The sequence below is a fragment of the Ktedonobacter sp. SOSP1-52 genome, assembly GCF_016587395.1.
Window position 1 is genome coordinate 675,894 of the sequence record NZ_BNJH01000004.1, and the last position, 17,975, is coordinate 693,868.

Sequence of the window (17,975 nt, forward strand, 5' to 3'; positions counted from 1 at the left end):
ATGAGCAACCAGGTGGGGAAGCGATATGTCATCATCGGCAATGGCATTGCCGCGATTACGGCAGCCGAGGTATTACGTCAAGAGGATACCTCGGCCGCTATCGTCATGCTCAGCAACGATGAACAACCTGTCCTGTACCGTCCCGCGCTAAAGGACTACTTGGCGGGAAGACTCGATGAAACAAGGCTACCAGCACGCACAGAGACGTTCTACCAGGAGCACGATATCCACTTTTACGCCGACCCGGCAGTGGGCCTGGATACACAGCAGCAGTATGTGCGGCTCAAGAGTGGGAAAAAGCTCCGCTACTCACGCCTCCTCCTGGCCTGTGGAGCGCGACCGGCGCGCCTACAATGTCAGGGCAACGACCTGAAGGGCGTCGTAACCCTGCGTAACCTGGAAGATTACCAGGAGCTCATGGGCTATCTGCCGCGCGCGCGCCATATCGTTGTCTGTGGCAGTGGCACCCTGGCCCTGGAAACAATTGAGACGTTGCGTCAGCAGGGGCATGAAGTCACGCACCTGGTCCGCAAACGCACGCTCTGGTCAGAGATCCTGGATGAAACGGCCTCGGACCTAGTATTACAGCAGGAGCGCCGCGATGGCGTACAAGTACGGCGCGCGACAGAAATTGCTGAGGTTACGGGACGTCAGGGCAGGGTACACGCGCTCCTGACGTCCTCGGGCGAGGCCCTGCCCTGCGATCTCCTCATCTGTGCTATCGGCATTGAACCCAATCTCGACTGCATCGAGGGGAGCAACATCGCTCATGGTAGAGGCATACACGTCAACGCCTTCATGCGTACCAGCACTCCTAACGTCTACGCAGCCGGGGATATAGTCGAGATCCAAGACCCCCTTACCCAGCGCATGCGCGTCCTGGGGCAGTGGTATCCCGCCATTCAACAGGCGCGAACCGCCGCTTATAGCATGTTGGATCTGCTCGATCCACAGCACGATACGCCTTCCTTCCAGGCGCAAACCTTCTACAACGCCACCTTTCTCTATGGCCTGCCCTTTGCCGCGACCGGACACACATACCCAAGCGGAGGCCAGGGGCTTCAGGAGATCATCGCGGACCCCGAGCCACGCAGTTATCGCAAGGTCCTGCTCAAAAATGGCGTTCCCATTGGGATGCTGGGGCTAGGCAATCGGGCACAGGCTCTGGCCTTCAAACGGGCCATCGATCACCGTGTACAAATGGGTGCCATCGCGTTCTGTCTCTTCCTCCCTGACTTTAACCTAAACAACTGGCTGGATAGCCAGGGTGTGCCCCCGCCGCTCCTGGGGGCGAACCTCGCCGGGAAAGCCAGGGCAGCCACACCCGAACAAGGTACCACCCCCGCGCGGCAGCAGCAACCTGGCGCTCAGCCCAGGCCTGCTATCGCGTCCCCTTTGCCTACAACCGATAAAAAGCCAGCGCTCAAGCCAGAAGAGAAGCCACAGAGAATCGATTGGTACCTGGTCCCCGACACGAACGTTTCACAGTGGGCACATATCCAACCCCTACAACTGAGCAAGAGCGAGAAGCTCTTTGTTGGGCGCCAGCCTGGTTCCCACCTGCTGCTGGATATGGAGACCATCTCGCGTACGCATGCCGAGATCTTCTTCACCGATGGGCGCTACGTCCTGCGCGACCTGGGCAGCACCAACGGTATTTTTATCAATGGATACCGCATGCCGCCACGCTCAGTACACTTTCTTCAAGAGAATGAAGAGATCAGCTTTGGCAGCCGCGCACGCTTTATCTGTCTGTGCCATACCCATGACGGGCCCGACACCGCCCCTCTAGCCCCTCTAAAGGGAATCTCTGAAAAACTTCCCATCCCACTCATGGGCATGGAAGGAAATACCGGAGGGCTGATGCGGCGCTTCGCTACTGCGACAGCGGGGAGTGTGGGCAAAACCGAGAAGATACCCGCACTCCAGGTGCTCACAGAGCTGGTAGCATACAAAGAGGCTGCGCACCAGCGCTCCACACCCCTGCCGGGCCTGGTCATTTGCCGCTGTTGTGGCATCGCGAACACGCAGAAGGCTCGCTTCTGTGCCAGTTGTAGCGCGCCACTAGACATAGAGAGCAAGGAATAGCCGATGCAAGGATTTAAAGCCTCTCGGCCAGAAGAGGTGCAGCCAGTTCCAGGTACTGAGCTACAACGCGCTCTTCGGCCACTGACGCCTGAGCAGCTTCGCTTTGAGATCGACATGTGTATTGGATGTGATCGCTGCATGCGTGCCTGCCCGGTTCCCCTCTCATCAAAAATTAGTATCGCCGAACTCAATAAAGCCACGATCGATGATGAGCTTTCGCCTTTGCTCGTTCGCTTCACCGACGAATGCGTCCTCTGTGGCTCCTGCGTCCCCGTCTGTCCAGTGGATAACCATCGCGACCTGCTGATGCTCTCACTCAAAGAACGCCTGGGAACATCCTGGGAGAACAAGGCAGATATTGAGCGTGTGCGCGATATGCTGCCCAAAAGCTGGAGCGTCTCACAATTGCTTACGCGCCTGCGTGAGCAGCCAATGCTCGGCGACGAGATGCTTATTCCTGATAACTACCTGCTGCACCTGGTCAATTCCTCACAACTGCGTATCACACAACCTGGGAGCTGGCTTATGCGCGAGGGAGAGTTTGGCCGCGACCTCGTGCTTATTTTGAGCGGGCGCGTGGAGATCTCCTCGACAGGTCCTGGCGAGGCAGGGCTGCCCCTCGCCGTCCTACGCCGAGGCGAATACTTCGGCGAACATGAAATGCTCAGCGGACAGACGCGGCAGACCAGCGCCTACGCCATCGGCAAATGCGCCCTGCTTGTCATTCCCGAGCAGGTCGTCCAGCGCCTGATGGAGATCGTGCCGGAGGTCAGAGTCTTCTTTGAGTCGCTCCATCTGGAACGCTCTATCGAAGCCGTGCTCAGGCGCCTACCACTCCTGCAAGGCATCGCCACAATCGATCTACGTCACCTGGCAGAACAGGCCATTACGCGCCGCTATGAGCGCGGTGAGCAACTCTTTGACGAAGAGAGCCAGGACCAGCCCGAGCGCGAGACCCTGCACCTGCTGCTGGATGGCTTCGTCAAGGTAGCACGCAAGCTTCCCCCTGGCAAGGGGCGCAAAGAGCGCATTATCGCCTATCGCCAGAACGGCGACTATTTCGCTGGAGGACTTGACATGCTGGGAGACCAGCGCGCGGTCAAAGTCTCAGCAATCACGCGCACGACCGTGGCCGAAGTTCCGCGCCGCGAACTGCTCAGCCTCTTCCGCCGCTATCCCGAGGTCAAAAAGCGCTTTCAGCAGCAGCTCCAGCTCTATAATGACGCCAAGTTGGCCGCCCAGAGCGCGATCTTTGAGCCTTTCCAATTTGACCAGGAACAGCCAGCTGCCAGCACTACCTCCAATGCCGCCGCTCGCGCCGGATTGCACGCGCTGGTGGACGATGGCGTCATCGAGGGGACCGAGGTGCTGGTCATCGACCTGGCCAAATGCATTCATTGTAATGAATGTGAGGAGGCCTGCGAGCGCCGCCATGGGCATTCGCGCATGAACCGCAACGGCCTGGTAGTAGGCAATATCAGCATTGCCACCGCCTGCCGCCAATGTCAGGATCCCGTCTGCATGCTCTGTAGCCGCGCGGGGATCGCTCGCCTGCCCAGCGGCGAAGTCTACATTACTGAGAGCTGCATCGGCTGCGGTATCTGTGCCGAGCGCTGTCCCTACGACAACATCTCTATCGTCGACCTGGAAGAACAGCAGACACAGCACCAGGGCGATCTCTGGCGAAGTTTTAGCGCCTTCTTCTCCAGCAAGAAACGCAAACTCTTGCCAATCCTGACCACGCCTGGTCCCCTGGACAATACCTCTCCACTCGACCCCGCGGAGGAGATACGTAAGAAAATTGCCGTCAAATGCGATCTCTGCGCTGGCTATAACGACCAGGCATGTGTCCAGGCCTGCCCCACGGGCGCGGCCATTCGTGTTAATCCGCGCACCTTCTTTGGTTCGACCGAAGAGATTCTTTTGAAGTAGGAGCAAGCATGTCCAGTCTACCCAAATCCCCCTCACAAGCAAATAAAATGGCAGGCCAGCAGACGTATAAAAAACTCTGGCGCGCCCCCGCTTCACGCGGGAAGTGGTTCTGGCTCCTGGGAAGTGGCGCACTCTACCTGTTCCTCTTCGCCTGGAGCGCCTATGCCATCCATAACGGACAGGACGCGGAACCAGCGCTTGATCCCTTCCGCATCTTTGGCATTTGCGCCTTCGCCCTGGTCCTGCTGAGCGCGAGCTATAGCCTGCGCCGACGCTTTGTGCGCGCATTGCCTGGAAAAGTGCAGAACTGGCTCTGGATGCACACCTGGCTGGGAATCATCACGATCCTGGTCGCGCTCCTGCACGAAAACTATGCCTATATCACACACGACTTCGTACAAAGCGCGGGTGACCTGATCCAGGCCAAGGCGGGGCCAGCCGCCCTCTTCGCCCTGATCTTCCTCGTCCTTAGCGGCATTACTGGTCGTCTGCTTGACCAGTGGCAAACGTGCCGCCTGGCCTATGAGGCTGCAACCAACGGGGTAGGTATCGTCCAGGGCGTCAAGGAGCGTATTACCCTCCTGGAGGAAACGGTTGAACGCCTATGCGCGGGCAAGTCCGCCCCCTTCAAAGGGTACTGCATCGAACACCTGGCACAAACCAGATCTGCACCTAATAGCGCGTCATACCAGACCGCACTCCCCTCAAGCGAGCGACATGACTTCCAACGCGCCTCCGAGGCTCTCAACGAACGCACAAAATTACTGGGTTCGCTCCACCGCCAGCAAGCAGCCCAGCTCTTCATGCGTCGCTGGCGCACCATACACATCGTCCTGGCTAGCGGAGCCCTGCTCATCATCTCCTACCACAGCATCATGGAACTACTTATCACCGTCTTTCACGCACTCCCAGCAGATTAAAAATAATAATTGTTGTGTTTGTTGGTGGCACATGGCCTCCGGTCATGTGCCACCAACAAACACAACATAACTATTAACAAAGTACCAGAAACCTGAAGAGTCAAAAGATAACCACTATACTGCCATATTACAGATATTTCTGAACCTCCCCCATCCAGGAGGTAAAGAGAAATAGCTACTGGGAAGCCAGGGGTAGTCATCATGAAATGTACTATTTGTCGTGAGGAAATGGAGCCAGGGGCCATCTTCTGTGGCCATTGTGGGCAGCGCCTGCACTCCAAACAAGAGCCGTTGTCGCAGCGGCAGCCAGCCCCCCTCGCCATCGTACCAGGCCAGGCAGGGCGTGGTATCACTATGGAGAGACCCATAGTACACGCTCCGCTACCAGGGCCACAAGCCGCATCAGGCATAGAGTTCGACCTGCGACCAGGACATACAGGGCCACGCAACGCATTTGTCCCTCACCATAATGAAATGCAAGCGAAGAGGCAATATGTCACCAGGGAGCTTCCTGAGATCAATCTCGCCAGAAAAGAACTCTCACCCTCCGCGCTACACCTCGCCCTGGCCGAGCCTATCACCGGGCTTCCTCGGGGACAGCACAACACCTTCTTTCGCTCCATGCTTATTTTCATTACCATCGCGTTATTGATTAGCTCGATTGGTGTAGGCGCTTATGCTCTGATCAAAACCCGTTCGATTGGTGGCTATCGCCTCTCACGCGATTTTAACAGTCAAAGCCGCACCCAGGTTCAGGGCGAAGTCTCCTTCACGGATGATCCACAAACACCAGGCAAAAGCAACCGCGTGACCATTACGCTCAAGCAGCTCAACGCTCCAGCCGATAATGCGACCTACCAGGCCTGGCTCATCGACGATGAGGCGGAGCATATTACTCCACTGGGCCAATTGATGCCACGCGGGACAGACTTTGTCCTGCAACGGACGCTGGGAGCAAACAATCTGCTTAGCCTGGGGAACCGCATCCAGGTCACTCAAGAAAGTAGCAAGGTCACCGTTCCCACAGGAAAAATCGTCTTTAAGGCTGACTTCCCCCGCTTGCCTTTGTGCATCTACGTCACCTGCTGGTCCACCTGGACGAAACACCCGGACAGGTCGGACTACTGGTCGGACTACGCGAGCAGGCGCGGCAGCTCAACGCCCAGGCCACCCTCCTTAAAAATCGCACATTGCCCTCTCAGGCAGTACGCTGTGTCGCACAGAATATACTCAATATCGTCGAGGGAACGCGAGGAGCGCACTACGCCGCACTCTCCTCCCGGTGCGCAACAATGCAGATTGCGCAGGCAGGCGACGGCTTTGGCCTTGTAGGAGCGGGGGCCTATATCGAGATGAGCCTGATGCATGTCTCGCTGGCAGCCACACAAAGCGATTCCAGCGCCACCATCAAGCAGCACGCCGAGCAGGCACGAACCACTCTGGAAAATATCCGTGAGTGGGTCTCCCGCCTGGATCAACTGGCAATCAATCTCGCTCAGAATCCCTTCGACCAGGCCACACTACAACAAATTCGCGCCCTCTGCGACCAGGTACTCAACGGTAATGGAAATAAGCAGGGCGGGGCTAATGCCTCCTATAGCTATGGGCAACTTATGGCTCAATTGAACTCCTAGCTCCCAACTCTTAACTCCCCCTTTTGGGGGAGAACAAGATCCTGCCCTTCAGCGATGGCAAAGCGGGACCGCGACAGTATACTTGCTCTCAGATCAGAGAAAATACTTCTTCATAAGAAAACCTTTTATACGGACAACCAACGCCACTCTCGTGGCTAGCGCTCCCCCCATTCGGGGACAAGCGCGCTCAGGTTTCCGAAAGGTAGTGATTTGAGGTGAGAGCATATGTCGCAGCAATATATAATCATTATTGTCGCCATCGCCGTCATGGCATATATGGTAGTGCGCCAGCTACAGGCGCGAAAAATTCAGTTTCCTCAGATTTTTATCATGCCCGCGCTCCTGGTATGGTATACCTATACTAACATAACAACAGAGGTGGCAAAGGATCAGGCCAGTGTCCTCCTCTTGCTCGCGCTCTTTGGAGCGGGCTTATTGCCAGGGCTGGTACTGGGTGGCTTTCGCTCGCTGTTGTATCACCTGCGCATCGACGAAGCGAGGGGCATAGTGCTAGCTCAACGCGCGGGAGTGGTAAGCATTGCCATCTGGATCGTACTACTTATACTCAAGATAGGCGCCACGCTGCTCACTTACATGACACCTGCAAGCATGGTAGTGACCATTGTTCTCGTGACGACCCCGATCCATGGCCTCTTCATTGGCAATCTGCTCTCGGAGAGCGTCGGGCTGTGGCTACGCGCAACGGCCTTTCAGCAAAAGCAAGTGCCGCTACAGGCCACAAAATACTAGAGCGATATATGGTACGACGCGTGCTTTAGCAGCAGATTCACAAAATCTGTAGGGTCCATGCTGGCATGGACTCTCTCGCCTTCAGATCGGCAATCTGGCACGAGAAGTCGCTGCGCTCGCAGTCCATGCCAGCATGGACCCTACATCTACGAACGACGTGAATCTACCATTTAGCAGCGTCAATGAGGGGGTAACGATGATAGCGAGTAACTCATTTGCGCCAGTACTCAGAACAAGATCTATTGTCTCGCTACATATGCTACTCAGCCATGCCCTGGCAGGTTGTGTAGCATTAGGGCTTTTTGGCTGGCTCTCAGGTCTACAGCTCTCATTGCCACTCACCTGGCTCTGTGCACTCCTCGGTGCCTGCGCTAGCGGTCTGCTTCTGACGGCGAATCTGCAATATACGTATGCAAAACTGGAAGCGCTTTTTGAACAGCTCGCGCGTGGCAGGCTGCCACGCCTACCAGACACTACTCTCCTCCTCTGGCCATACACAAAGCTCTTCTCCCAACTACGCACGTTGCGTACACATCTCGAACGCTCTACGCAGCAGGAGCAACGCCAGAGTGAATACCACGAGCAGATACTCAAGCAGGCACGCGAAGCGGCGGCCCAGGAGGAGCGCAATCGTCTCGCGCGCGACCTGCATGACTCCATCAAGCAGCAGATATTTAGTATCAGCATGAGCGCGGCAGCTATCAAGGCGCATATGCGCGGGGACATAGAGAGCGCAGGCGAGGCCTTAGAGGATATTCAGCGTTCAACCAAAGAGGCTCAGGTCGAGATGCGCGCCCTGCTCCAGCAGCTTCGCTCTACTCCCCTTGAACACGGCAGCCTGCGCGAAGCCATACAGACGCAGGCCGAGGCTTTGGGGTATCGCACAGGTGCACAGGTAACCTGCGAAATTGGCGACCTTCCAGCGCCGGACCAACTTCCTCCACATGCCGAAGAGGAGCTTTTCCGTATCGTGCAAGAGGCTTGCGCCAATATCGCTCGCCACGCACGTGCCTCACATGTCTGGCTTACGCTTCAGCTCCAGGATAAGAAGCTCTCTCTCAGCATTAGAGACGATGGCCAGGGCTTTGTGAGCGAATTGGTCAAGCGCGGTATGGGGCTAGCCAACCTACAAGAGCGTGCACACAACTTGCGAGGAACCCTGGAGCTACAAAGCCAGCCAGACAAGGGAACTCATATCCAGGTCCTTGTTCCCCTGCTTCTACCACACACAGACGAGCCGGACCAGGCACTTCTCGTCCTTGAGAGCAAGCGTCTGATTGAGCAAGCACAGAGTGCGTATCAATTAAGTGCAGGCTCCATGATGGTCGCGTTTATGCTACTCACCGTTAATGGGCCACTCCCCTTTGCCCCTATAGCACTATTGATCAGCCTCTTCGGCTTGTTACAAGGCGTCTATGCTCGCAGGCGTTTGCGAGCGCTCGCCCAGATGCCCCTGGAGGCTGATAGACTCTGGCAGCGCGAATGTAGTCTTTATCTACGCCTCTATGGCTTTCTGCTTGGTTACATTGTCATATCCGGTATGCAACAGTATCTATGGAGCAAGTTTGACCCCTTCTGGCTACTTCTAGGGGTAAGCCTACTCATACCAGCGACGACCATACCTTTGATGCTCTTACGCTATCGAGCAAACGAGCGTTTTTTCAGTCGATCAACAGCGGAGACATATACCTGGGAGGTAGAATTTAGCACTGTAGAGAGCAGACGGAAGATACGTTTATGGGGATTGTCAATCATTGCTCTGCTCCTCGCAAGCCGCTTTGTCTTTGCGTTCCCTCCACACAACATAGGCAACTGGATTAGCCTACTGAGTGTTGGCGGAATTATATACTGGGGCATCCTCATATTTATCGAATACATGCAAGTCAAACACTGGCACAACAAACTTACTATAAACAAGCATACAGCTTCGACATAATTCAAAGGAGGGTAAAGGTGACCATACCCAAAGCACCCATACGCGTCGCGCTCGTCGATGATCACACTATTGTACGTCGTGGTGTGCAGAGCTTCTTGAAGGCCTTTGAAGATATAGAGATCGCTGGTGAGGCCGCTAGTGGCGAAGAGGCACTTAAGCACATCGAAGAGTGGCTACCCGATGTAATGGTGGTGGATCTACTTATGCCTGGTGGCATTGATGGCATTGAAACAATCAAGCAGGTACACGCGATCCTGCCCAATACGCGCATCGTCGTGCTCACCAGCTATACCGAGGATACACGCGTTGTGTCGGCTCTCCGGGCGGGCGCAATTGGTTATATTCGCAAAGAGGCCGATCCAGAGATACTGCTTGATGCCATCCGCGTGGCGGCACGCGGCCAATCCCTGCTCGATCCTACCATCGCCAGTATCGTCATGCAAGAGTTACTGCAGGGGAGCAAGAGTGGCACCAAGCTAACTGAGCGCGAACAAGAGGTGCTGCGCCAGCTCGCCATGGGGCGCACAAACCCGGAGATTGCCGTGGCCCTTGTCGTCAGCGAAGAGACAATCAAAACCCATGTGGGCAATATCCTCACCAAATTGCAGCTTGCACATCGCACCCAGGCTGTCATCTATGCCTTGAAAAAGGGCTTGATCTCGCTGGATGAAATTGATTTACCTTGATGCCCTTACTACTTTTTATTTGTTTTTTCTTTTGAATGGTTCGCCCCTTGTGCTATGATTTTAATTAAGAAGAAATTTTCCTACGGAGGAGGGAACCATTCAGCTATGAACTACTTTGCAGATGCAGACGTGGCGCGGCGCTATGCCACATTCCGGCCCTACTTTCACCCTCTTGTGATCTCCAAGGTCCAGAACGCGCTTCACCTGGACACACCCGTCAAAAAGGCGCTCGATGTGGCCTGTGGAACGGGACAATCTACCCGCGCGCTCAAACATATCGCGGACCAGGTGATTGGCTGTGATCTCTCGCCCGAAATGCTTGCCGCCGCCACGGAACTGCCAGGTGTGAGCTATATCCTGGCTCCAGCTGAGCAACTGCCGTTTGATGGCGCAAGCATCGACCTGATCACCATCTCGTCTGCCTTTCACTGGGTGGATCGTATGCGCTTCCTGCCTGAAGCCGCGCGAGTCCTCCGTTCTGGTGGCTGGCTGGTAATCTATGACAACAGCTTTGAAGGGTCGATGCGCGAAAATCAGGCCTTTGAACAATGGGTCGCCCAGCAATATCTTACCCAGTACCCCGTTACTCCCCGCGAAAATAAACCCCTTGACCCGCATGTCCTGGCCGAACATGGTCTGCGCTTCATCCGAGAGGAACGCTATGTCAACGAAGTACTCTTCACCAGAGAGGATTTAGTAAGATACTTGATGACGAAAAGCCTGGTCATCTCTGTGCTGGAGAGAGGTGAGAGGAGCCAGGAAGAGGTCTATCTTTCACTACTGGAGCAGGTCAGTCCCTTCTTTACCAGTGAGCACGGAACCTTCCGCTTCAGTGGCTACATCTGGTATATCCGGAAGGAGAACACTACTCGGGCGGCCGATAGGTAACGGGCCAGTAGTAAGGAATATCGTCGGAGACCTCCCAGCCAAATTGGCTGTAGTAGAGCCAATCTTTACGCAGCAGATTTGATTTATGGGAGTCGTGCAGGTGTGGGTCACCAAGCCACCAGGGATATTGAATATGTTGCTCATCCAGGTGGTGATGTAGCTTCATGTTTTTGTAACCACGACGCTCCCACTCGGTCAACATTGTATTAAGATACTCGCGCAGGGCGGTAGCATAGCCATGCCACATCATAACAGCAGGATGATGCCGCCACGCGCCCAGGTAGTCCGGCGTCGTAATGATCTTCAGGATTTGAGATGCCTCTACCCGCTGCTTTCCCAGGCGCCTGGAGTCCAACACCCGGGCCGTCTCCTCAAAAGAGGCAAAAGGGAGGAACGTCTGCATACGCGCCAGGTCTCTCCTTCCACAGAACACAGCATAACCTCACACGAGAGTAGCACGCCCCGCCAACCTGGCTGGTAACATTTTTTTTGTATGATGGTGTTTGTCGTTGAGGGCGCCATTGGCGCCCTCAACGACAAACACCATCATACAATTTTTTTGCGCCGTAGGCGCGAGAAGTCATCTGTCTCGCTCAATGATGTAGAAGGTAACCCAAGTAGTCGATAGAAAAGAAGAGAGCCAGCTACTATGCTCACATGGATGGAGCCAATGTAAGATGGCTGGCCTGGGTGGAAGGGATTGGCTGTAGCAAGAGCCAGAAGGCTATGTTAAAATTCGAAAAGAAAATTTACGGCCGCGAAATTTCTCAGATAAATGGCAGGAGATTTCTACACAATGGAAAAACAGACAGGTACAGTACAGGTTAAACGCAGTTTCCCCGAGATGCTCAAAGGTGGCGTCATCTGTGACGTCATCGACGCCGAGCAGGCTAAGATCGCCGAGGAAGCCGGCGCCTCAGCCGTTATGGCTCTTGAGCGCGTGCCAGCGGACATCCGTGCCCATGGTGGCGTTGCTCGCATGAGCGATCCCGAGCTAATCATCAAGATTAAAGAGGCCGTCACTATCCCGGTCATGGCGAAGTGCCGCATTGGTCATTTTGTCGAGGCTGAGATCCTCCAGGCCATCGGTGTTGACTGCATCGACGAGTCGGAAGTATTGACGCCCGCCGATGAGAATTTCCACGTCAATAAACATCTCTTCAACGTGCCCTTCGTCTGTGGCGCGCGCGACCTGGGTGAGGCGCTGCGACGCGTGGGTGAGGGCGCCGCAATGTTACGTACCAAGGGCGAGGCCGGAACCGGCAATATCGTCGAGGCGGTTCGTCATATGCGCACCATCATGGACGGTATTCGCCGCTTGCAGAATTTGCCAGAAGAAGAGCTGATGAGCGAGGCCAAGAACCTTGGCGCGCCATATGACCTGGTCCGTGAGATCGCACGCACCGGCAAACTACCCGTCGTCAATTTCTCAGCGGGTGGTGTCGCGACCCCGGCAGACGCCGCTTTGATGATGCGCCTGGGCGCAGAAGGCATTTTCGTGGGTTCGGGCATCTTCAAGTCTGGCGATCCTCTCAAGCGTGCCAAAGCCATCGTTCGCGCGACCACACACTTCCAGGACGCGGGCATCGTCGCCGAGGTATCGCGCAACCTGGGTGAACCAATGGTTGGTATCAACCTGGATAAGCTCTCGCAGGACGACCTGATGGCTCGTCGTGGCTGGTAGTAGCGGAACAGGCTCAGGCACCATGACACAAGGACACAACCTTTTGCCACGTATCGGCGTATTAGCATTACAGGGCGATTTTGAGGCCCACCTGCGGATGCTGGCCGAGTTAGGCGCTGAGGGAAAAGCTATTCGGCTCCCTGAGCAACTAGAGGAAATAAATGGTATAATTATACCAGGTGGTGAAAGTACCACGATAGGCAAACTCATGATCGAGTACAACCTCCTGGAGCCCTTGAGGCAGAAAATTCGGGACGGCATACCGGTCTGGGGAACATGCGCAGGTCTTATATTGTTAGCACAAGAGACGGATAATGCGCTGGCAGGCCAACCACTTCTGGCCTCGCTGGACATCAAAGTTCGTCGTAACGCTTTCGGCAGTCAGCGGGAAAGTTTTGAGACAGATCTCGTAGTGCCAGAACTTGGCGAAGCGCCATTCCACACCTTCTTCATCCGCGGTCCACTGGTCGAAAAGGTTGGACCAGGAGTAGAAGTGCTGGCTACGCTCGACGATGGAACCATCGTTGCTGTCCGAAAAGGAACCAGGCTAGGTACTGCATTTCATCCCGAGGTATCGGGAGACACCCGTTTCCACCAATACTTTCTCCGCATAGTAGAGAGCGTCAGCAACTAGGGGCATCATTGATGCCCCTAAAGGGACGCAGGAGAACTGGATGATACGACCGGTCCTGTTCGTGGATCTACCGGGAATCATCTATGCAATGGACCGACATGCTCGTAGTCCGAAACACGGAATTGCGAATTTCGTGTGCTGGCTGGAGCCTGTAGAGAGAGACTCGCTGCCTTCACCTATCCTGCGTAACCTTCTGCCGCTTACCCCAGCTTCGCGAACCTGGATCTGTGAAGATCACTGGCAATTACTCGGTTTCGCACAAATGAACGAACGACCCGCGCGCAAAGCGTGGGATCTCTCATATCTTGCCTCCATGCGCAACAGAAACGTCTCCAGCGAAGAGGTACTGAGCGCGCTGCTCGACTACACCCTAGAGATGGCGGGGGCGCATGGAATATTGCGTATCTTTGCGAAGGTTGAAGATGAGGTGCCAGAGGTAGACATGTTCGTACGCAGTGGCTTCCAACGCTATGCGCGCGAACTCACCTATGTCTATGAACCGGGAACAACTTTACCTAAGCAAGGTGAACAGTTGAGCTCCCTGCGCAAGTGGCATCGCCACTATGCCTGGGGCCTGCATCAACTGTACCGGGCCACCACACCACAGCGTGTGCGCATGGCCGAGCTGCTTGAAAACAGCGAGGAATACGCCAAATTGCATGTCGGGCCACAGCGCTGGTTCTCACCCTGGAACGAGAACTATGTCTGCGACGTTGGCGTGCGCCTGGGCGCCTGGTTACGCATTTGCCGAGGGCATAACACCATACCTCACCGTCTCTCTCTTATTGTCCATCCAGAACATGCCGACCTGGCGGAGCCGCTGTTACGCTTTGGCATGCGCAGGTTACTGGAAGCAGACGTACGCCGCATTTATTGCCTGGTGCGCGAGTACGACTCATGTGTTATTACCGCTCTAAGCAACAGTGGATTTGAGCAGTCAACCACCAGGCTGCTGCTCGTGCGACACGTAGCATCACTAGCTACGAGGCAAAGCACAGTCCCCCTGCTAGAACAAAGAGCGGTCTATGGCTTGAAGGGCCTGGGGACGGTCAATTCACGCCAAAAGTTAATGAGGTGATAGAACTGCCTATGCAACATGTGGTCACCGACGATCTTGAGGCTCTGCTAGCGACCCTTCCACCTAGCATCCACGACGCGGTCAATCGGCTAGAGAACCGAAGCGAACTGCTGGAGATCGTAATGGACCTCGGGCGATTGGCAGAGGGACGTTTCCCCGAGGGAGAGGTCCTCTTAAGCAATCAGCCCGTGACCTATGCTGACCTCGAATATGTGGTTGAACGCATCGGCGAATTTGGCGATGATAACCGCGCAGGGATAGAGCGAACGCTACACCGAATTAGCGCTTTGCGCAACCGCAAAGGAAAAGTCGTGGGACTGACGTGCCGCATCGGTCGAGCCGTGTTAGGAAGCATCGCCCTCATCCGCGATATCGTGGAACAGGGGCAATCCATCCTGATTCTGGGTCGCCCAGGCGTGGGTAAAACCACGCTTCTACGTGAGATCGCGCGCGTCCTGGCAGACGAAGCAAACAAGCGCGTCGTGGTGGTTGATACCTCCAACGAGATCGCGGGTGATGGTGATATCCCTCATCCTGGTATCGGACGCGCGCGTCGTATGCAGGTGGCACGCACGGTTGAGCAGCACGCGGTGATGATCGAGGCTGTGGAGAACCACATGCCCCAGGTTATCGTCATCGACGAGATCGGTACAGAACTGGAGGCCGCCGCTGCCCGCACCATCGCGGAACGTGGTGTCCAGCTCGTCGCGACGGCTCATGGCAACACCCTCGGCAATCTGCTGATGAATCCGACCCTCTCGGACCTGGTTGGTGGTATTCAAACCGTCACCCTGGGCGACGAAGAGGCGCGCCGCCGCCATACGCAAAAGAGTATCCTTGAGCGTAAGGCGCCACCGACTTTTGATGTCGTGGTGGAACAGCAGAGCTGGGAAGAGGTCATTGTGCATCGCGATGTCGCCGACACAGTCGATACCATGCTCAGAGGCATGATCATTGTGGCCGAGGAACGCACACGCGACGAGAACACGGGGCATATCGGGCTCCGCCGTATCAGCCGAAACGGTATGGAGAACGCTTCCCCCAATGGGATCGGAGGCCTGGGCAACCGTAGCCAGGGCTTTACTCCCAGTATGTTCGAGCGTGGTGATCATTCCGAACGTAGTGATCGCTCAGAGCGTGGCAGCAGCAAGGGGGTGCGTCAGATAGAGCGCCCACGGCGCGGCTCCAATGAACCGCCCATGCCAATGAGGGCCTTAGCCCCGACCGGCACCTCGCCCGCTGAAGTCACGACTACGCCAGGCACAGCCATCGAGAGCGAGCCTGAGGAGGATCATAGGACCGAGACCCTTCCGCTCAATCGGACTTTACGTGTCTATCCATTCGGGGTCAACCGTGACCGACTTAGCGATGCATCACGCCATCTACGCGTTCCGGTTGTGATCACAAACAACCAGAAAGAGGCCGATGCCGTGATGACGCTGAAAAACTACTATCGGCACCAGGGAGAGCGCCTGCAACTGGCCGCACAAGACGGTAAACTACTCATCATCCTGAAGAACAATACCGTCTCACAAATGCAGCACGCCCTGGCACGTATCTTCGACATTCCAGAGGAGGATACCGTCGAAGGTGAGGAGAGCCATCCAGCCTTGGATGAGATGCACTTCGATGACCCAACCAAACAGGCCCTTCTGGAGACAGAGGACGCGATTCATCAAGTGCTCAATAAAGGGTTGACCACGGCTGAGCTTCCGCCAGCCAACTCCCATATTCGCCGCTTGCAGCACCAGATGGCGACACGCTATAACCTGCTTTCACGCAGCCGGGGCAAAGAGCCCAACCGCCGTGTCAAAATCTTTCGCGCTCGCGACTAATATGGCATAAGGAACCATCCCGCCCTTTAGCTCATTCATCGCGCACAACAGGAAGGACTTCGGCCAGCCTAATCTCTTCTCCAGCCCATGAAAAGAGAGCGCCCAGGCAGGCCAGAAGTAACAACATAAACAGGCAAACATAAAGTTAGGGAACCAGAGTGGTGTGCTGGTTCCCTTTTTTATCTAAAGAGTGTAGAGGTGTGTTTTCGGGTGGCCGCCCGAAAACACACCTCTACACTCTTTTACTCTCACATCGACATACGCTGACACATACACGCGGTTATAATCGTAAATATAAAGGGGAAGCGGCGACGACCACTCCACCTATAAGTACAGCAAAACCGATCAATGAAGACGGAAGCGCAAGGCAAGCGCATACAAGTACATCGCCATGAACGTCACAGCCTTTTGTCTACCATGACATGGCATGTTATAATGCTCTGCAAGTCACAGATGCAAAGCTGCATGGAGAACCAGCAATTACGCAAAACCACAAAGGTCGTGGTGTGGCATGCGGAGGGTTGAAAGGAGTCGTCAGTCTTATGCTTATCGAACATGACTCGACAACAGGTACCACCCGGCTACCTGCCCTGGTCGAGACGCCACCATTACCAGTCACTATCGCCGATATTTGGCAGGCTTATAAGTTCCTCAAGCCTATTATGCACCATACGCCTCTCACGCCATCACGAACCTATCAGCGGATGACCGGGGCGGATGTCTATCTCAAAGCTGAACATTTACAGCGTGGAGGTTCGTTCAAGGCACGTGGGGCGGCATATAAAATTTCGCGACTTACTCCTGAACAATATAAAGCTGGCGTGATCGCGGCTTCGGCGGGCAACCACGCGCAAGGCGTAGCCATCGCCGCGGCCCAGCACCAGATTCCCTGCACCATCGTCATGCCGGAGGGCGCTCCCCTGGCCAAGGTCGTCGCCACTCAGGAATATGGCGCGACCGTCGAGCTCTACGGCAGCACCTATGATGACGCCTATAAGTATTGCTGTGAGCTACAGCGTGAGAGTGGCGCGACTTTTATCCATGCATTCGACGATCCGGATGTCATTGCGGGGCAAGGTACCCTGGGTTTAGAGATGCTCAATGATCTCCCCGATGCTGACGCCATTCTTGTCCCCATCGGAGGGGGTGGCTTGATCGCAGGCATCGCCATCGCCGCACGGGCACTCAAACCCGACATCAAAATCATTGGTGTGCAGGCCGCGGGCGCGCCCAGCTGTCGTGCCTCGCTCGATGGTGGTACACCAGTTACGCTCCCCGCCATCAGCACCATCGCCGATGGCATCGCCACCAAGCGCCCAGGCGAGCTGACCTTCTCTATTATCAAGCAGCTCGTCGATGATGTCGTTCTGGTCAGCGATGAGGATATCATCAAGGCCGTACTCCTGCTCATGGAGCGCAGCAAGATGGTCGTCGAGGGCGCGGGCGCGATTGGCCTGGCTGCTCTCCTGAGTGGCGTCATCAAGCTGCCGGGGAAAAAGGTGCTCGTGCCGCTCACGGGCGGCAATATCGACATCAACCTTGTTGGGCGTTTTATTGAGCATGGCCTGGCGGTCTCGGGTCGCTACTTCGTCATCCACACACGCCTCGACGACAAGCCAGGCGAGCTAATGCGCCTGCTCAACGTCATCGCCGAGATGCGTATCAACGTCATCGACGTACGCTATCAACGCATCACCGAGCGCCTGCCCATTATGCAGCGCGAGGAAACAATTACGCTGGAGACGCGCAACCGAGCACAGTGCGAAGAACTCCTGCGCCGCCTGCGTGCTGCCGGCTACATGGTGGAAGAGGCCCAATCATTTGACGACGAGCACGATGCTCGCCGCTAAAGAACTCGTTACGCAAGTTATTCTGTTTGAAAGTGAGATGCCCCTGGCAGCCGCAGGCTG

General features: G+C 55.7%; 15 protein-coding genes. 14 read left to right on the plus strand and 1 reads right to left on the minus strand.

Annotated features, from left to right (window positions below):
• From JMJ16_RS38110 to JMJ16_RS38150, 9 genes are all read left to right on the plus strand, one after another.
• The gene (locus JMJ16_RS38110; protein ID WP_201389993.1) at window positions 1-2,088 is read left to right on the plus strand and encodes an FAD-dependent oxidoreductase; all 2,088 of its coding nucleotides are present in this window, start codon (window positions 1-3) and stop codon (window positions 2,086-2,088) included.
• Window positions 2,089-2,091: 3 nt separating this feature from the next.
• Window positions 2,092-4,020, plus strand: coding sequence for a cyclic nucleotide-binding domain-containing protein (locus JMJ16_RS38115; RefSeq protein WP_201389994.1), 1,929 nt, complete (start codon window positions 2,092-2,094; stop codon window positions 4,018-4,020).
• A gap of 8 nt (window positions 4,021-4,028) precedes the next feature.
• A complete protein-coding gene (locus tag JMJ16_RS38120) occupies window positions 4,029-4,940 on the plus strand; it encodes a hypothetical protein (protein WP_201389995.1) in 912 nt (303 codons plus the stop codon).
• 201 nt (window positions 4,941-5,141) lie between these two features.
• Entirely contained in the window at window positions 5,142-6,272 is a 1,131-nt protein-coding gene (locus JMJ16_RS38125) for a zinc ribbon domain-containing protein (RefSeq protein ID WP_201389996.1), read from the plus strand.
• Window positions 6,233-6,574: a hypothetical protein gene (locus JMJ16_RS38130; RefSeq protein ID WP_201389997.1), complete on the plus strand. Its 342-nt coding sequence runs from the start codon at window positions 6,233-6,235 to the stop codon at window positions 6,572-6,574. Before JMJ16_RS38125 ends, JMJ16_RS38130 begins: the two co-directional genes overlap by 40 nt.
• A gap of 225 nt (window positions 6,575-6,799) precedes the next feature.
• Window positions 6,800-7,324 carry a hypothetical protein gene (locus JMJ16_RS38135; RefSeq protein ID WP_201389999.1) on the plus strand — a complete coding sequence of 175 codons (525 nt, stop codon included), beginning with the start codon at window positions 6,800-6,802 and terminating at the stop codon, window positions 7,322-7,324.
• Window positions 7,325-7,520: 196 nt separating this feature from the next.
• Window positions 7,521-9,260: a sensor histidine kinase gene (locus JMJ16_RS38140; RefSeq protein ID WP_201390001.1), complete on the plus strand. Its 1,740-nt coding sequence runs from the start codon at window positions 7,521-7,523 to the stop codon at window positions 9,258-9,260.
• Between the two features lie 17 nt (window positions 9,261-9,277).
• Window positions 9,278-9,946 carry a response regulator transcription factor gene (locus JMJ16_RS38145; protein ID WP_201390003.1) on the plus strand — a complete coding sequence of 223 codons (669 nt, stop codon included), beginning with the start codon at window positions 9,278-9,280 and terminating at the stop codon, window positions 9,944-9,946.
• A 105-nt stretch (window positions 9,947-10,051) separates the two neighbouring features.
• Window positions 10,052-10,834 carry a class I SAM-dependent methyltransferase gene (locus tag JMJ16_RS38150; protein ID WP_201390005.1) on the plus strand — a complete coding sequence of 261 codons (783 nt, stop codon included), beginning with the start codon at window positions 10,052-10,054 and terminating at the stop codon, window positions 10,832-10,834.
• Here JMJ16_RS38150 and JMJ16_RS38155 read toward each other — a convergent pair.
• On the minus strand, window positions 10,812-11,237 hold the full coding sequence (locus tag JMJ16_RS38155) for an MSMEG_6728 family protein (RefSeq protein ID WP_201390007.1): 426 nt from the start codon (window positions 11,235-11,237) through the stop codon (window positions 10,812-10,814). The genes JMJ16_RS38150 and JMJ16_RS38155 overlap by 23 nt on opposite strands.
• Window positions 11,238-11,630: 393 nt before the next feature.
• Between JMJ16_RS38155 and pdxS the strand changes: the two genes are divergently transcribed.
• The 5 genes from pdxS (at window position 11,631) to ilvA (ending at window position 17,915) form a co-directional block, all read left to right on the plus strand.
• A complete protein-coding gene (pdxS, locus tag JMJ16_RS38160) occupies window positions 11,631-12,518 on the plus strand; it encodes a pyridoxal 5'-phosphate synthase lyase subunit PdxS (protein ID WP_201390009.1) in 888 nt (295 codons plus the stop codon).
• 22 nt (window positions 12,519-12,540) lie between these two features.
• Window positions 12,541-13,152 (plus strand): pyridoxal 5'-phosphate synthase glutaminase subunit PdxT, encoded by a 612-nt coding sequence (pdxT, locus tag JMJ16_RS38165; protein ID WP_201390011.1) that lies wholly within the window; start codon window positions 12,541-12,543, stop codon window positions 13,150-13,152.
• 40 nt (window positions 13,153-13,192) lie between these two features.
• Window positions 13,193-14,230: a hypothetical protein gene (locus JMJ16_RS38170; RefSeq protein ID WP_201390013.1), complete on the plus strand. Its 1,038-nt coding sequence runs from the start codon at window positions 13,193-13,195 to the stop codon at window positions 14,228-14,230.
• A gap of 11 nt (window positions 14,231-14,241) precedes the next feature.
• The gene (locus JMJ16_RS38175; RefSeq protein WP_201390015.1) at window positions 14,242-16,065 is read left to right on the plus strand and encodes a R3H domain-containing nucleic acid-binding protein; all 1,824 of its coding nucleotides are present in this window, start codon (window positions 14,242-14,244) and stop codon (window positions 16,063-16,065) included.
• A gap of 542 nt (window positions 16,066-16,607) precedes the next feature.
• Window positions 16,608-17,915, plus strand: a complete 1,308-nt coding sequence (ilvA, locus tag JMJ16_RS38180) for a threonine ammonia-lyase (RefSeq protein ID WP_201390017.1) — start codon at window positions 16,608-16,610, stop codon at window positions 17,913-17,915.
• Window positions 17,916-17,975: the final 60 nt, after the last annotated feature.

Bases quoted from the DNA above. Each gene is read 5' to 3' on its own strand.
- JMJ16_RS38110 (WP_201389993.1), top strand. From the start codon at position 1: ATGAGCAACCAGGTGGGGAAGCGATATGTCATCATCGGCAATGGCATT.
- JMJ16_RS38115 (WP_201389994.1), top strand. From the start codon at position 2,092: ATGCAAGGATTTAAAGCCTCTCGGCCAGAAGAGGTGCAGCCAGTTCCA.
- JMJ16_RS38120 (WP_201389995.1), top strand. From the start codon at position 4,029: ATGTCCAGTCTACCCAAATCCCCCTCACAAGCAAATAAAATGGCAGGC.
- JMJ16_RS38125 (WP_201389996.1), top strand. From the start codon at position 5,142: ATGAAATGTACTATTTGTCGTGAGGAAATGGAGCCAGGGGCCATCTTC.
- JMJ16_RS38130 (WP_201389997.1), top strand. From the start codon at position 6,233: ATGCAGATTGCGCAGGCAGGCGACGGCTTTGGCCTTGTAGGAGCGGGG.
- JMJ16_RS38135 (WP_201389999.1), top strand. From the start codon at position 6,800: ATGTCGCAGCAATATATAATCATTATTGTCGCCATCGCCGTCATGGCA.
- JMJ16_RS38140 (WP_201390001.1), top strand. From the start codon at position 7,521: ATGATAGCGAGTAACTCATTTGCGCCAGTACTCAGAACAAGATCTATT.
- JMJ16_RS38150 (WP_201390005.1), top strand. From the start codon at position 10,052: ATGAACTACTTTGCAGATGCAGACGTGGCGCGGCGCTATGCCACATTC.
- JMJ16_RS38155 (WP_201390007.1), bottom strand. From the start codon at position 11,237: ATGCAGACGTTCCTCCCTTTTGCCTCTTTTGAGGAGACGGCCCGGGTG.
- pdxS (WP_201390009.1), top strand. From the start codon at position 11,631: ATGGAAAAACAGACAGGTACAGTACAGGTTAAACGCAGTTTCCCCGAG.
- pdxT (WP_201390011.1), top strand. From the start codon at position 12,541: ATGACACAAGGACACAACCTTTTGCCACGTATCGGCGTATTAGCATTA.
- JMJ16_RS38170 (WP_201390013.1), top strand. From the start codon at position 13,193: ATGATACGACCGGTCCTGTTCGTGGATCTACCGGGAATCATCTATGCA.
- JMJ16_RS38175 (WP_201390015.1), top strand. From the start codon at position 14,242: ATGCAACATGTGGTCACCGACGATCTTGAGGCTCTGCTAGCGACCCTT.
- ilvA (WP_201390017.1), top strand. From the start codon at position 16,608: ATGCTTATCGAACATGACTCGACAACAGGTACCACCCGGCTACCTGCC.